General features: G+C 58.1%; 11 protein-coding genes. 3 read left to right on the top strand and 8 right to left on the bottom strand.

Annotated elements, in window-relative coordinates; all coding sequences use genetic code 11:
- Positions 1–5364: 5364 nt before the first annotated feature.
- The 8 genes from AB4Y87_RS15765 to rpmH all read right to left on the bottom strand — a co-directional run bounded on the left by AB4Y87_RS15765 (position 5365) and on the right by rpmH (position 11016).
- Entirely contained in the window at positions 5365–6579 is a 1215-nt protein-coding gene (locus AB4Y87_RS15765) for a ParB/RepB/Spo0J family partition protein (protein ID WP_442005258.1), read from the bottom strand.
- Positions 6580–6646: 67 nt separating this feature from the next.
- On the bottom strand, positions 6647–7660 hold the full coding sequence (locus AB4Y87_RS15760) for a ParA family protein (RefSeq protein ID WP_442005257.1): 1014 nt from the start codon (positions 7658–7660) through the stop codon (positions 6647–6649).
- 129 nt (positions 7661–7789) lie between these two features.
- The gene (gene rsmG, locus AB4Y87_RS15755; protein ID WP_442005256.1) at positions 7790–8440 is read right to left on the bottom strand and encodes a 16S rRNA (guanine(527)-N(7))-methyltransferase RsmG; all 651 of its coding nucleotides are present in this window, start codon (positions 8438–8440) and stop codon (positions 7790–7792) included.
- A 6-nt stretch (positions 8441–8446) separates the two neighbouring features.
- Complete coding sequence (locus AB4Y87_RS15750) at positions 8447–8998, bottom strand: Jag family protein (RefSeq protein ID WP_442005255.1); 552 nt, start codon at positions 8996–8998, stop codon at positions 8447–8449.
- Positions 8998–9975, bottom strand: coding sequence for a membrane protein insertase YidC (gene yidC / locus AB4Y87_RS15745; RefSeq protein ID WP_442005254.1), 978 nt, complete (start codon positions 9973–9975; stop codon positions 8998–9000). The genes AB4Y87_RS15750 and yidC overlap by 1 nt, the downstream gene beginning before the upstream one ends.
- A gap of 18 nt (positions 9976–9993) precedes the next feature.
- Positions 9994–10362 (bottom strand): membrane protein insertion efficiency factor YidD, encoded by a 369-nt coding sequence (gene yidD / locus AB4Y87_RS15740; protein WP_442005288.1) that lies wholly within the window; start codon positions 10360–10362, stop codon positions 9994–9996.
- 64 nt (positions 10363–10426) lie between these two features.
- Complete coding sequence (rnpA, locus tag AB4Y87_RS15735; protein ID WP_442005253.1) at positions 10427–10837, bottom strand: ribonuclease P protein component; 411 nt, start codon at positions 10835–10837, stop codon at positions 10427–10429.
- Between the two features lie 41 nt (positions 10838–10878).
- A complete protein-coding gene (rpmH, locus tag AB4Y87_RS15730; protein ID WP_011776797.1) occupies positions 10879–11016 on the bottom strand; it encodes a 50S ribosomal protein L34 in 138 nt (45 codons plus the stop codon).
- Between the two features lie 464 nt (positions 11017–11480).
- Here rpmH and dnaA point away from each other — a divergent pair, with 464 nt between their 5' ends.
- The 3 genes from dnaA (at position 11481) to gnd (ending at position 15529) form a co-directional block, all read left to right on the top strand.
- The gene (dnaA, locus tag AB4Y87_RS15725; protein ID WP_431117351.1) at positions 11481–12902 is read left to right on the top strand and encodes a chromosomal replication initiator protein DnaA; all 1422 of its coding nucleotides are present in this window, start codon (positions 11481–11483) and stop codon (positions 12900–12902) included.
- Between the two features lie 575 nt (positions 12903–13477).
- Positions 13478–14602 (top strand): DNA polymerase III subunit beta, encoded by a 1125-nt coding sequence (gene dnaN, locus AB4Y87_RS15720; RefSeq protein ID WP_431117352.1) that lies wholly within the window; start codon positions 13478–13480, stop codon positions 14600–14602.
- A gap of 42 nt (positions 14603–14644) precedes the next feature.
- Complete coding sequence (gnd, locus tag AB4Y87_RS15715; RefSeq protein ID WP_442005252.1) at positions 14645–15529, top strand: phosphogluconate dehydrogenase (NAD(+)-dependent, decarboxylating); 885 nt, start codon at positions 14645–14647, stop codon at positions 15527–15529.
- The last annotated feature ends 1 nt before the right edge of the window (position 15530 follow it).

The following is a 15530-nucleotide window of genomic DNA, read 5'->3' as shown; positions in this document are numbered from 1 at the left end:
CCTCTCTCACATCCCCACCCCTCCCGCCCGTCCCTCTCTCAGATCCTGAAGTGCTCTGCAGACAGGGCCGTGGAGAATTTTGGTCGCCGAATAGTTTCACCAACGCCGATAGGTTTCCGGTGGCAAATTGTCGAACAAGCCCGTACATAACCCTGCGGATCGACAGCATCATTTGGATCTGCAACTTCCGAACCGCCTGGCTCTTGATAACACCCGGCTCTGGGCCTCGATGCCCTTACCTGTCATGTCAAGCAACACCCAGGAGTCTCAAGCGGCCTAGTAGGGGACATTTCGCAGTTGTTTCCCTCTTTTCTCCTTCGTGTCGTTCGCTCCGCAGTGGAGGGATGCGGTCAAGATTTCAAGGTCGCTGGTTTTTGCGGCTCACGTTCCATGGAGCATGCCGGACGCAAACAAGTGCACTTCTGGTCGCTGAGCTCCTCGGGTCTACGACAGGGCGCTCGAGATGTTTCACGTGAAACGGCTTCGGCTCGGCCTAACTTCGAGCCCCCAAACCATCTCGGCACTGCCTACAAATTCGGACAACACACTGCCGCCTGCTCGCACCGAGGGAGTCTTGCGGTGTTTCACGTGAAACATCTACGTGCAGTGGTGAAGAATGTCATCTTGGGAGACAAACACGCTGTGAAGCCAAGGAGAAGGACTGTTGCAGGAAACATAGGCCAGTGAGCACTAGGCACCTTCACAAATGGCAATGACGCAAGGGGTCGGCAAACCCTGGGTACGCTCCACTTGACCTTAGTGGGCTCACCGCCCTGCTCGCTTGCCCCCTTTGCTGCTGTCCCAACCAAATGCAATAGACGACTGCGATGATCGACTTCATGAAGGTACCCGCTTCGAGAATCTGCCTCGGAAGGACTCAATGCATGCGCACCAATCTCTCGCGAACATCGTCTGAGCTGTTGTCCTTGTCAATTTGCGCTCCTTGGCGGACCTAGCTAATTGTGCTCCGCCTGCCAGGAATACACCGGAAGGTATGGGCTACGCCTGAGAACGGTCATCACGCTTCAATACGGTACGCTCTACGGTCTGACAGCCCAATAGTTCACTCCAACCTTGATCATGGACCATAGGGCAGTGCGAACGCTCCCTCGACTCGCTAGGCCCTTGCGGGAGTCAAAAGAGCCGCCCCTGCCGTCTTCCTAGGGACTAGAACTGGTGTGGAATGCGACTTGAGGTGGAGCGGTATTTCAACACTCGTGTCCAATGCGCGAATTCCTTCGTCGGAGTTCAATGCGTAACGGGCATTCGACCCCAGGCTGCATTTGGCAGCTGAAGGACACAGCTCGGTGTGGGGCGCGGCTCGACTCGTCTGGCATTGAGAACTACACGATTGTTCCATGGAGCCGGCAGGCGGACCCCAACCTATTCAGAGCAACGAGCTCTCCAGTCTTGGACATCCGTTTCACGTGAAACATCTTGACTGGCACCGGGCAACTCCATTGTTGTCCGAACGGCTCCTGCGCCTATGTGCAAAGAAGGCATTCTGCGTGCTGGTGACACCAGTGAAGCCGTACATACTCCCACACAGCCCAGACGGGGCGGTTGGAACCAAGTGCGGCTCGGGCCCGCGTACGGGACAGTGGGACTTCATTAGTGCGGCGCGCAGACGTCCAGGAATACCGACTCGCGCTTTCCTGAGCCCCTGCCGGCAATAGCAAAAACCTCATCTGGCCTGGCCATGGAAGCATTTCCTACAAGTCGAGAGTTCTTCCTGCGACGCGCATGGGCGGCCAGCTTTCTACTGCGCTCGAGATGACTCCTTCCACCTACCGTCGACACACACACCTTGGGAAGATGAAGGGGCGGCAGCCTATTGGAAAGCATGCCGCCACGGAATGTCCTATCAACTGTCGAGCCGGGAACCACCCACCACTCGATCACGCTCGACGGCAAGAGATTGATATCGGAACCCAAGCCTTCCAAGGATGTGGTCTGCGGAGAAGCCCCAAGCGACGCGAATGTTTCACGTGAAACACAGCAGTGGTATTAAGCCACCATACTAAGTAACCTGACTGACTCGCCGTACGTTCACAAGATGGATGGGCCCCCTGCAGAAGACTTCTTAGGCGGAAGGCAGTCTATCCGACAGAAGCCTTAGAATCTCAAGGACGACGCCGCTGACCATACCGTCCGCAAACACCACTTACGTTGGCGCCCAGTTGGGCACGACCATAGGGAGGCCGTGGAGTCGTACACGATGCACTCCTTGTCCCGACCATTTGGGGAAATGAGTGCAGCAACTTGCAGTACGCTGCTACCGTTGCCTGGCCAGTGATTGCCCCAGAAGGACCGCCAGAAAATTTTCGGCGTAGAGCTCGACCCTGTCCCTCAGGACGAAACATCCGATCAAAGAAGCCCGAGTAGGAGTCGAAACGTGGCTCTGACCGGCCCTCAGTACCTCCCTGCATGAACCGCGGTTCACCGGCGAACCTAATACACCACCGTGACGAGCCCCAGACGACCTTCGGCATTGAACATGCTGTTGCCTTTGCACGGCAGTCGACTTCGCAGTTATGGACTAGACGCCGGCGCATCGAGGGTCGCTCCAATCTGAGCTCTCCCGGGAAGCCAGCAGTGGCACGCAGACCCGGAGACTGGCTCACGTTATTCACAAAGTTATCCACAGGCTTATCCACCGGCCAGTTGGCCTTCAACATATCGATTCCACAGCTGTTCATTGTGCTGATCTTCGCCACCCCGATTCATCTCCGTCTGACTACTCCGGATCTGGTGAGGGTCTCCGTGTCGCCTTCGGTTCGCGTACGCGCCAAATTCCCGCAAATCAAAGTGTTTTGGGATCATGTGACATGAAATACACCCCTTTCCCTGCGGGAGCGTTTCACGTGAAACATGCGTCGAATCCTCCAGGAAGGATCGCGGTGCACGCGTTTCTTACTTTGAGCAACTTGGACACTTCTGGAAACAGGCACTCCTTAGCAAGGGACAGACTTATCCCCAAAGTTATCCACAGGCTTATCCACCGCCCAACTAGGTGTAGTCCCATGCATCTTGATGTCAGCTTCCGCCCGCCGCGCTATGCAGTTGACAGTGCATTATGTTTCACGTGAAACAGACAGTGTCTGCCGTTCGTCCTCGACGAGGGTCCGGCACGTCCTTTCAGGAGGCCATCCACGAAACCGGATGACCGGTCGGCCGAGCCAGACCTTTAAGGCTAACGGCGATTACCGAGACGGAATATCAAGGCAAACGTACAACATCAGATCTATCAGGCAGCCAATGACAAATCCATTCAATTCCCAACAGACCAGCCGTGATGCCTCGCTCACCCACGAGGTTCGGTGGTACGTGTAATTGCCCCTGGATAATTGGGTGTGGATCGCGCACCAAGCAAGGGCTGTGGGTCGCACGACGGAACTCATCGCTGCTGAGCGCCAGGATGCCATGACGCCGTCTTCCAACGTGGCACTGCGTCTCAAGGTCGACGACGACTTGGAACAAGCCGCATGGTCCGCATAGGCCATTGCCACTGTGTTCGAAGAATTTGGGTGTGCGAAGATCTTGGATGGGCGAAAAGCTTAGGTAGTCGATGAGCTCGGATGGACATCGTGCCAACCCTCGACCCTCAGTGGCTACTGTGGGAAGTTCACGGACTATGGCTGGAAAGGCATCTGCGTCGAAGACCGCAAACGGGGGGAGGCTTCTCCCTGACGGAGCCTAAGACCTCTTGTCCCAGTTGTCCTTCCGGCCACATTGAACATTGGCGTTCTCCTCAGTTCAGGGTCCGCAGAATTGGCGGTCCATCTGCGTAGTCAGTTCGCTGGGCCAATACGATAAAGGGTGGCGGCAATGCCTCGGGCGATGTTGTGCAGGTCCCAGGGCGTTAGCAGGAGGGAATAGGGAGGTCACTTGTGGAGTGGGCGCCAGTGTCGTGATGACTTCATAGATCTACACGACAACTGGAACGCCCAGCTCCGACCCCTCGAGCGCGCTACACGAGAACGTTCAGTTTACGATGCTCGAACCGATCGAACACACCAGATATTGGGACAATGGTCTATCGGACTCAAGATGCCGCCACTAAACCGTTGCATCTCACGCCGCTCCATCGCTCCCATACCCGCAACCAATAAGCACCCCTAGGACGTACGTCCGGCCTTGGCATGGCCGGTCCGTTTCATAGGCCCGGATCTAGCTCCCACATCCAAAGTCCGACTGACTTCCCTTCCTGGTATGGCGCTCGTTGGAGTGATGGGGAGTACGACGCTTGATGCTCGTCGGCAGACCCTGGTGGGAGTTCGCGGTACACCATCGCGAATTACAGACTTGTAATTCAATCTTGCCTAGTCGCACTCTCCGTATCCGCCAGTCCATGCTCTGCTCCTTCGGTCCACTTGAGACAACTGGGCGTTTCACGTGAAACAATCGATGTCCCTTCCTTTCCGTCGCGAGGCTGCTACGCGCCTCGCAGTGTTTCACGTGAAACAAGGACCGACAACCATGACCAGCTGGCCATGCGGCAGCAGGCGAGGATCAGAATGAGATCGCTGTCACGAGGAAAAGCTGCAAAAGGACAAAGTAGTGCATTCATTTGCTCGGAGAAATGAGCTCAATCTCATTCCAACGAGCTCCAGACCACGGACAGTATCTACATCTCCGCACCAGAAGCGCGACCGCTTTAGACCTTCTCACAGTCGTGCCGGGGTAGAGGACCCAAAATCCCACGTCACAGTAAGTCGTTCACTTTCCGTTAGCGCAGAGCAGGCCAATTCAAGCAACCTCCTCCCACCAGGAAGAAGTCCAGCCATACAAGTCGGAACCAGCCGCAATACGTACCTGCAAGGCGAAGGCTGTTCGACGGTATGTTCACGTGAAACATCCCTCATCATCAGGCAGTCGGGTGCTGCGGGATGCGGCGTCCTTTCAAAAGCCGCTGGAAAACAGCTTCGGTACCGGCCGCGAATGTTTGGAGATGTGCCTCCACGCGGATTCCGAGTCCAGCAGCTTCGGCCAAAACGAGGTTATAAACCCTGTTGGCTCAATGCGCGGATATGCTCATGAACGGAACCCATCGAACACGGACTCCCTTCACCGTTGCCACGCAGGAGCGATTGCGGCTCGTGCGCGGCAGACTTACCGGAGCAAGAAGAGATGTGTCCTCTTATCCACAACGTCGAACGCTATAAAAGCGCACAGAAAAATAGCATTCTGAAGCCCTGGAAGAACTTAGTTTCACGTGAAACCACGCACTCGGAGGAGCGGCCTGCCTACCGAAGACCTAACAACTTCGCATTGAGAAGTACAAGGCGCTTCGGAACACAAAGCTCCAGGGCACAAAAATGGGGTCTGCCCACATGGCAAACCCCATTCAGTTGGTCGGGAAAACTAGTCTTCAGAGCCCGGTCCCAAAACATCCATGATTCGGTTGAGATCCTCTACACTCGCGAATTCGATGCTAACGCGGCCCTTGCGAGCACCCAACGTGATCTTCACGTTCGTATCCAAGCGGTCGGAAAGCGACGACGCCAGGTAGTCCAGGCGCTCGTGCCTCGCGTTGGGCTTGGGTATAGCACTCTTGGCTGGCGCGGTCGGGTCCTGGTACAGAGCTACGGCTTCTTCAGTGGCCCGGACAGACATACCTTCAGCAACGATCTTCTGTGCAAGACGCTCCATGGCGGCCGCGTCAGGCAACGCCAAGAGAGCACGGGCGTGGCCGGCTGACAAGACGCTGGCTGCCACACGGCGCTGCACCAACGGCGGAAGCTTCAAAAGTCGCAGCGTATTCGATACCTGAGGACGGGAGCGACCGATGCGGTCGGCCAGTTGCTCATGGGTAGTTCCGAAGTCTTCCAGGAGCTGCTGGTAGGCGGCTGCCTCTTCCAACGGGTTCAACTGGCTACGGTGCAGGTTCTCCAGCAACGCGTCTCGAAGAAGGTCGTCGTCAGTGGTGTCACGAACGATCGCCGGGATTGTTTCCAGCCCAGCGGCCTGAACTGCACGCCAACGTCGCTCACCCATGACCAGTTCGTACGGTTCTCCACCCTTTTCGGTTGAAGTACGTACAACAATTGGCTGGAGGACACCGATTTCCTTGACGGAGTGCACCAGCTCGGCCATGTCGTCTTCATCGAAGACAGATCGAGGCTGCTTACGGTTGGGATGAATGTCCGTCACCGGTATCTCAGCGAACCTCGCTCCTGGAACCTCAACCAACTCCACCTCGGGCGGAGTAGCTGAAGTGCGAGCAGCAGGAGCGGAAGACGCCGTCGAACTCGTCTCCGCACCACTCGTCTTCACCGAAGCAGACGAAGAGCGCTTTGTAGCTGGCTTGGACGCGGCGGGCTTCGCCTCGCCGGATGGGGATGCTTCCTTCGCAGCGCCGGTAGGAGAACCACTAGCTACGCTCGACATCCCGGAGTCGGCAGTAGCTGTGGGAGCCGTAGCATCGGGCGCCTCCAGCGGCTCTGCTGTCTTACGCGCTTCCGGAAAGAACAGGTCCACTGGGCGGGAGGGCGCAGCGCCGTTTCCCTGGGCACCCGCGGGTGAGCTAGGAATGAGAGCCCCAAGACCCCTGCCGAGGCCCCTTCGCTTTTCGCTCATTGATTCATCCCTCCGATGGAATTGCCGAGTGCGGACCCGCCCAGGCTGTTGCAGTGTTTCAAGAATTCTAGCGTTCAGCGATTTCGGCAGCGGCTTCCATGTAGGACAACGCGCCGCTCGATGAAGGATCATAGGTCATGACAGTCTGCTGGTAGCTCGGCGCTTCAGAGATACGTACCGAGCGGGGGACCACGGCGCTCAGAACCTGCTCGGGGAAATGTTGGCGGACCTCAGACGCAACCTGTGCCGCGAGGTTGGTTCGGCCGTCATACATGGTCAGGAGAATAGTCGAAACCACCAGGTCAGCGTTGAGGTGCTTCTGGATCATCTCAATATTCTTCAGGAGTTGGCTCAAGCCCTCCAGGGCGTAGTACTCGCACTGGATGGGAATCAGAACTTCGCTGGCGGCGCAGAATGCATTGACAGTCAACAGACCCAGGCTGGGTGGGCAGTCGATAAAGATGAAGTCCAAACGTCCCTCACCGTTTTTCTCCCGCTCTTTTGAGTAGACGTCTATGGCGCGGCGAAGCCTCTGTTCACGAGCCACCAATGAAACCAACTCGATTTCCGCGCCGGCCAGGTGGATCGTCGCTGGGGCGCAGATGAGGTTGGGAATGTCAGGGCACGGAGCCACTACATCTTTCAGCGGAAGGTCGTTGATCAGGACGTCGTAGATGCTGTCCACATCTGCGTGATGCTCAATGCCCAAGGCTGTAGAGGCATTTCCCTGGGGATCAATGTCAATGACCAGGACGTTGAGCCCTGCAGACGCCAGAGCAGCGGCAATGTTGACGGTAGTAGTCGTCTTGCCAACGCCACCCTTCTGATTGGAGACCGTGAAAATCCGGGTCCGATCAGGTTTAGGGAGTTCACGTCCAATCAGCCGCTCGCGTCGGCGTGTTTCGTTGGCCAGTTGGCGAGCGATAGGGCTCGAATCATCGATGGAGTCCATCACGTTGTGAACCTCATCCGTCAGCGTTTCACGTGAAACGGCAGCATTATCAACTGAATTCGTTCGCACAATAGCGGATTGAAGTGACGCCGAGGGTGTGGCCATGGCCCGCGCGGACCCCAGGGACATAAAGGGGGGGATCCGTTGCGTGGAGGTTTCGCTACTGCCCACTGGTCACACTCTCACTCTCATTCGGCGCTTGCTGCCGTTCTCTAGCCTAACTGCTCAGCCGCCGACACGCGGGAAACCGGGCGGTGACTAACCCGTCTTTCCGGGCTTGTTGACGATGATCCTCACCACGGTGGTGGGTTCCTCCAAAAGCTCCTGTCCACAAACAACAACGGACGTTTCCACGCCGCCAAGTTTACGGATGACCTTCTTGGCCTTCTCAATTTCTTCGGCAGCGCTGCGACCCTTGATCGCGACAACCTCGCCCTTGCCATTCAGCAGGGGGATAGTAAGCCCAGCCAGGTTGGAAAGAGCGGAAACTGCCCGTGCCGTAACGACGTCCGCATCCACCAATCCCACAGCCAGTTCAGCGCGGGTTCGCATGATGGTCACATTGTCCAGGCCGAGGTCGTCCACGACTTCCTGAAGCCAGATGACTCGACGCTCCAGAGGTTCAATCAGAGTCAGTTCAAGGTCTGGGCGGGCAATTGCAAGGCACAGGCCAGGAAGCCCGGCACCGGATCCCACGTCTGCCACGTGGCTGTCCATGGCAATGGCTGACTCGATGACTGCACAGTTCAGGACGTGGCGGCTCCACAAGCGCGGGATCTCACGAGGACCGATCAGCCCACGTTCAGTTCCGGACGTGGCCAGATGTTCTACATAGCGCTTGGCGAGATCCAGGCGGTCCCCAAAGATCTTCTCTGCTGCCTGCAGTTCAGTTGCCGTAATTTCAACCATGAGCCGCTAGTCAGCCGAGACCACGATGTGGCGGCCAGCGCCCTCGCCCTCGGATTCGGAGACGAATCCGAGATCAGCGACGGCATCGTGAACGATCTTGCGCTCATAGGCGCTCATTGGCTCCAGTGCAACGGTCCCGCCGGATTCCTTGACCTTGGCAACGGCGTCCTCGGCGATCTGCTGAAGTACGCCGGCACGTTCCTTGCGGTAACCGTTGATGTCCAATACCAAGCGGGACCGGCTTTCAGTCGCCGAAAGGACGGACAGACGAGTCAGTTCCTGCAGGGCTTCGAGGACTTCGCCGTCCCGACCTACCAGGCTGTCCAGGGCAGTGGACTCTTCGTCAGTTCCGATGGAGATGTACGTACGGCCGTTCCGGACCTCAATGTCAATGTCGCCATCAATGTCAGCGATATCAAGAAGTTCCTCGAGGTAGTCGGCAGCAATGTCGCCTTCCTCTTCGAGGCGGCTGGCCGTCTTGGACAGCGACTCTTCCTGCGTGTCGTCCTGCTCTTCAGTCTCGGCGGCAGTTACATCTTCAGTGCTCTCAGCAGACATTACTTCTTCTTCCTGTTCTTACGTTGTGGCTGAACGCGCTGGGCCCTGATTTCGGCCGCAGCGGCAGCCGCGGCAGCCTCGGCGTCGTCGTCGTCCTTCTTCTTGCCACCCAGCAGCGGCGGCAGGCCCTTCGCGGCGCGGCGCTCTTCCAGTGCCCTGGCGGCAGGCGAGCCCGGAGTGGGCATGCGGCGGATAACGAAGAATTGCTGACCCATGGTCCAGAGGTTGGTGGTGGTCCAGTAGATCAGGACACCGATGGGGAAGTTGATACCACCGATACCGAACACGAGCGGCAGGATGTAGAGCATCATCTTCTGCTGGCGCATGAACGGGCTGGCCAATGCTTCTTCGGACATGTTCTTGGCCATGATCTGCTTCTGCGTGATGAACTGCGAGGCTGTCATGGCGAGGATCATGATGATGGAGAGGGTCCAGACGGCAACCTCCGTGCCAGGTACCCCACCGTGGAGCAACGATGCAGACAGCGGCGCACCGAAGATGCTCGACTGATCGAATTCGATAACCTGCTCGTGGCTCAGCGCACCAATGCCTTGTCCGGCGTTCTTGGCAGTCGAAATACCAGACAGCACCTGGAACAGGGCGAAAAAGAAGGGCATCTGGATCAGCATGGGCAGACATGCGGAGAACGGGTTGGTGCCGTGCTTCTTGTACAGGGCCATCTGCTCCTGTGCCATGGCCTGGCGGGAGAGCTGATCGGTCTTGCCCTTGTATTTGGTCTGCAGCTTCTTCAAGTCAGGCTGCAGCAGCTGCATGCCGCGCTGGGCCTTGATCTGCTTGACGAAGACGGGAATCAGGGCGGCACGGATCACCAACACCAGGCCAATGATGGAGAGGGTCCACGTCCAGCCGTTGGCGGCGGGCATGCCAAGGAAGCTCAGCCCGTCATGGAAGCCAACCATGATGACTGATACCAACCACTTGAACGGGAACATGATTGTCCCAAAGAAGTCATCCATAAAATATCCCTATTTTCCTCAGGCCGCAGTGCGGCCTTCTTCATCAGCCTGAGCAGCCAGGAACTGGTCCGGGTTGTTCAGTACAACAATTGTGGGCGTCTGGCCTTCGGGCCAATGACGATGGCCGGCGGGGACATGGTCCACTCCACCGGCATTCCAAGGATGGCATTTGGCGAGCCTCTTGGCTGCGAGCCAGCTACCCTTTACGGCACCGTGCACCGTCACCGCTTCCAGGGCATATGCCGAGCAGGACGGAAAGAACCGGCAAACCTGGCCGTACAGGGGCGAGATGACCTTGCGGTATGTCTTCAGCAGGAGAATCAGGATATTTCGGGGCAGGTTCCACACGAACTTGCCAACCGCTGCCAACAGGCTCCCATGGGGAATCTTGCCAGCGGGGTCGCCAAAACCAGAGGGGTCACCTGAGGAAGGAACGACGGCGGTGCTTATGTCATGCACGCGGTGTCCCTTCCCTTGTGGTGCCGTTGTGGTCTGGCGAAGCGCTGCGTGGAACGGATCCACCCAGTCGCTTCGTCGTCACTGCCAATGCGGCGTTGTAGTCCGAGAGCAGTTGCTCCCAGCTGGCAGATGCAGCTGCGGGCAACGCCCGGACCACGACCGCCAGGCCCGTTCCATGCGTGTGCAAGGACAGTGCGCCTGCTTCTCTCAGTCTCCTCTTAACGAGGTTCCTGGTCACGGCGTTCCCGACGGCTTTGGAGACAATGAAGCCGATTCGACTCGGCTCCGCGGCCCCGATAGGGGCCGTATATAACACTAAGTTCCGGCGTCCATTGCGGACGCCGGAACGTACAGTTGTTGAAAAGTCGGTAGACGTCCGCAGACGGTTAGGGGTGGCTAGCACCGTCGAACCCGCAAAAAGACCCTTACCGACAAGTCAGTTATTTACGCCGACAGTTCGACGCGGCCCTTGCCGCGACGTGCAGCCAGGATGGCGCGGCCGGCACGGGTGCGCATACGAAGGCGGAAGCCGTGCTTCTTGGCCCGACGGCGGTTATTCGGCTGAAAAGTCCGCTTGCTCACGTTAGTTACTCCAGTGGATCAAAGGTGCGCCCACCCGATCAAAAGGGGAAGAACTGGCCGACGCTAAGTTTTGTATGTGCCTGCCGCCGTTGCCTGCCGCACGATAAACGTACGTCGATGCAACTGATCACAAAAGCGGACACAAAGGACTTCACAACGTTAGGGCAAAAAGGCACCCCCAGTCAAACCGGGAGCCATTCCTGCAGCTATCCACAGCTGTGCCAAAGGATGCTGCACAGCCTGTGGATGAAGTGGCTCACAAGGCCGAAATCAGAACCACAACGGTGTAATTATCCACAAGCAACTTCCCAGCTATCTTCTAGCGATTCCATCCCCTAGAGTGGCTCAGTAGCCCATTGTCCACCCGCTGTGCATAACTCTGTGGATTAACCCCGGAAACATCGCCAGTCGGAGACACTTCGGCTGCCAGCGACGCCGGCAAGCAAGTATTTAGGAACTGATTGATGACAGTAGACGAAGCCAACCACGCCAATACTGTCGGAAGTTCCTGGCGCAGGGTGCTGAGCCTTCTGGAACAGGACGACCGGGTCACACCCCGCCAGCGCGGTTTCGTCATCCTCGCCCAGGCCCAAGGCCTCATCGGCTCGACGCTTCTGGTAGCCGTTCCCAACGAGCTCACCCGCGAAGTCCTGCAGACGCAGGTCAAGGACGCCCTTGACGACGCCCTGCGCAGCGTTTTTTCGGATGACATCCGTTGCGCGATCGACGTCGACACCGATCTGGTGCCTATCCACGAAGAGCCGGAACCCGCCGTCGAACTTTCCGCGATGCCGGACCTTGCCGCGGAGCCGAAGCCCCAGCCGACACCGCCGAGCACCTCGCATGAATTCGGCCGGCTGAACCCGAAGTACATCTTCGACACCTTCGTAATCGGTTCCTCGAACCGCTTTGCCCACGCGGCCGCTGTTGCCGTAGCCGAGGCCCCTGCCAAGGCATACAACCCGCTGTTCATCTACGGCGACTCCGGGCTCGGCAAGACGCACCTTCTTCACGCGATCGGCCATTATGCCCGCCGCCTCTACAGCGGAATCCGCGTACGCTACGTCAACTCCGAAGAGTTCACCAACGACTTCATCAACTCGATCCGCGATGACGAAGGCACCAGCTTCAAGACCACGTATCGAAACGTGGATGTGCTGCTGATCGACGACATCCAGTTCCTGGCGGGCAAAGACCGGACCCAGGAGGAGTTCTTCCACACGTTCAACGCCCTGCATAACGCCAACAAGCAGGTGGTCATTACGTCGGACCAGCCTCCCAAGATGCTGGCGGGCTTCGAAGACCGGATGACCTCCCGTTTCGAGTGGGGCCTGCTGACGGATATCCAGCCGCCTGAACTGGAAACCCGTATTGCCATCCTCCGCAAGAAGGGCCTCAGCGAGGGATTGTCGGCACCGGACGACGCCCTGGAGTACATCGCTTCCAAGATCTCCAGCAACATCCGGGAACTTGAAGGTGCCCTGATCCGCGTTACTGCTTTCGCCAGCCTGAACCGACAGCCGGTGGATGTGGCCCTCGCCGAGATGGTCCTCAAGGACCTCATCACCGACGACGGCGCCCAAGAGATCACTGCGAAGCAGATCCTGGACCAGACCGCTGACTACTTCAAGCTCAGCATGGAAGAGCTTTGCAGCAAGTCCCGTACGCGAACCCTCGTCACTGCGCGACAGATCGCCATGTACCTCTGCCGCGAGCTCACCGACATGTCCTTGCCGAAGATCGGACAGGAGCTTGGCGGACGCGACCACACCACGGTCATCCACGCCGACCGCAAGATCCGTGAGCTGATGGCAGAGCGCCGTGTGATTTACAACCAGGTCACGGAGCTCACAAACCGCATCAAGCAGCAGCAGCGGGACTCCTGAATCCACATCCTGCCGCGCACTACATACCTTATTAACAGGTGCATGTGGATAACCCTGTGGATACTTAAGGGGACAAGCGCGGTTAATGGGCTTAAAACCCTTAAGGCATCTGTGGATCGTCAAAAACCGGGTCGGGAGTTGTCCCCATCCACACCCTGTTTAAAACCCAGTTAACGCACAATCCGTGAACAGGGCTTAACCGCGAAACGACGCGGCGAGATCGGGTTATCCACAGTTTCCACAGCAGTTATTAACACTACGAATCCCAAAAAATTGAAATCCCTCAAATAACAATCTCGTTCTGCGCCCCATMGGCCTGCCACCGACAGACCGATCAACCAGATCATCGGCCAGCCTGCGGCTGTCCACATACGAGGGGTGAGTGCTGCCGGGGATGGGTTAATCGCGGATCTTCCGGCTAAGCTGTCAGCAGCGCTCCCATCCTTGGGTCTGTTTGTAGTTCGCTTGAGTGCGGACCATGCAGGTTCCGGTACCGGACAGCAAAGGTTTGGTGGGTTCCAAGCAGGAATCCGCAGCTACTACTTGGCAGCAGCAATGAAAGGCGGCACCCTTCCGTGAAGTTCAGAGTCGACCGCGACGTCCTGGCAGAAGCCGTTACGTGGACCGCGCGGTCGTTGTCTCCGCGGCCGCCCGTCCCTGTGCTTTCCGGCCTCCTCCTCAAAGCCGAGGCTGGAACGGTAAGCCTCTCGAGCTTTGATTACGAGACATCAGCCCGCCTGGAGATCCCCGCGGATATCGCCACGGAAGGCACCATTCTGGTGTCCGGGCGTCTCTTGGCAGACATTTGTCGCAGCCTGCCTTCAGCTCCTGTGGAAGTTGAAACTGACGGGAGCAAAGTCACCCTCACCTGCCGCCGCAGCAGTTTCCACCTGGCTACGATGCCTGAGGCCGAGTACCCGGCTCTTCCGGCGTTGCCAGCCATCAGTGGCACTTTGCCAGGTGACGCCTTCGCACAGGCTGTTTCCCAGGTGATCATCGCTGCCAGCAAGGACGACACCCTGCCGATCCTTACCGGCGTGCGCATGGAAATTGAGGATGACATGATCACCCTCCTCGCTACGGACCGATACCGCCTCGCGATGCGCGAAGTCCCCTGGAAGCCCGTCACTCCGGGCATTTCCACCAGCGCCCTGGTCAAATCCAAGACGCTGAACGAGGTGGCAAAGACCCTCGGTGGCAGTGGTGACATCAACCTTGCCCTCGCTGACGACGACAGCCGCCTGATCGGCTTCGAAAGCGGAGGCCGCACCACCACGTCCTTGCTGGTGGATGGCGACTACCCCAAGATCCGCTCGCTCTTCCCTGACTCCACCCCGATCCACGCAACGGTCCAAACACAGGAACTCGTTGAAGCTGTTCGTCGTGTGTCTCTCGTGGCTGAACGCAACACACCGGTCCGCCTGGCCTTCAGCCAGGGTCTGCTGAACCTCGACGCCGGTACCGGCGAAGACGCCCAGGCGTCCGAGGAACTGGAAGCCCAGCTATCAGGCGAGGACATCACTGTCGCCTTCAATCCGCACTACCTGGTTGAAGGCCTGAGCGTCATCGAGACGAAGTACGTTCGTTTCTCCTTCACCACCGCTCCCAAGCCGGCCATGATCACGGCCCAGGCTGAAGCTGATGGCGAAGACCAGGACGATTACCGCTACCTCGTGATGCCGGTTCGCCTGCCAAACTAGCGATCAGCCACGTATCCACCAGCGCAGAAAAGAGTTCACCCCGTGCACATCGGACTGATCGGCCTCGGAAAAATGGGTTTCAACATGCGGGAACGCATGCGGAACGGCGGTATTGAAGTAACCGGGTTTGACCGGAATCCCGATGTCACGGACGTCGCTTCCGTGGACGAACTCATCGCTGCCCTGCCCTCCCCGAAGCTCGTATGGGTCATGGTTCCATCGGGCGGGATCACTGATGCGGTCATCACCGAACTTGGCGAAAAGCTCAACCCTGGTGATTTGGTGATCGACGGCGGCAACTCACGTTTCACGGAGGACCAGAAGCACGCTGCTGCACTTGCAGAGAAAGGCATCCGCTTCGCGGACTGCGGTGTATCCGGTGGCGTATGGGGATTGCAGAACGGTTATGGCCTGATGGCTGGAGGCGCTGACGAAGACATCGAGCTGGCGTTGCCCGTCTTCGATGCCCTGCGCCCCGAAGGGGAACGAGCAGATAGCTTCGTCCACGTCGGCGGAGTCGGCGCCGGCCATTACGCCAAAATGGTGCATAACGGTATCGAGTATGGGCTCATGCAGGCCTATGCCGAGGGTTATGAATTACTGGCAGCCAAGGACATCGTGAAGGACCTTCCCGGAACCTTCCGCGCCTGGCAAAAAGGAACGGTCGTGCGCTCCTGGCTGCTTGATCTTATGGTCAAAGCACTCGACGAAGATCCGGGCCTGGCCTCGATCGACGACTACGTGGAAGACTCCGGCGAAGGCCGATGGACTGTGGAAGAGGCAATTGCCAACGCTGTCCCGGCGCCGGCAATCACCGCAGCACTCTTCGCCCGGTTCGCTTCGCGCGAAGACAACTCTCCGGCCATGAAGATGGTTTCAGCGTTGCGCCACCAGTTCGGCGGACACGCCACACGTCCGTCCAACTAGG

The sequence above is a fragment of the Paenarthrobacter sp. RAF54_2 genome, from assembly GCF_052113945.1.
Taxonomy (GTDB): domain Bacteria; phylum Actinomycetota; class Actinomycetes; order Actinomycetales; family Micrococcaceae; genus Arthrobacter.
Note: the sequence above shows the minus strand (reverse complement) of the source record. Positions and strands in the feature narration are given on the sequence as shown.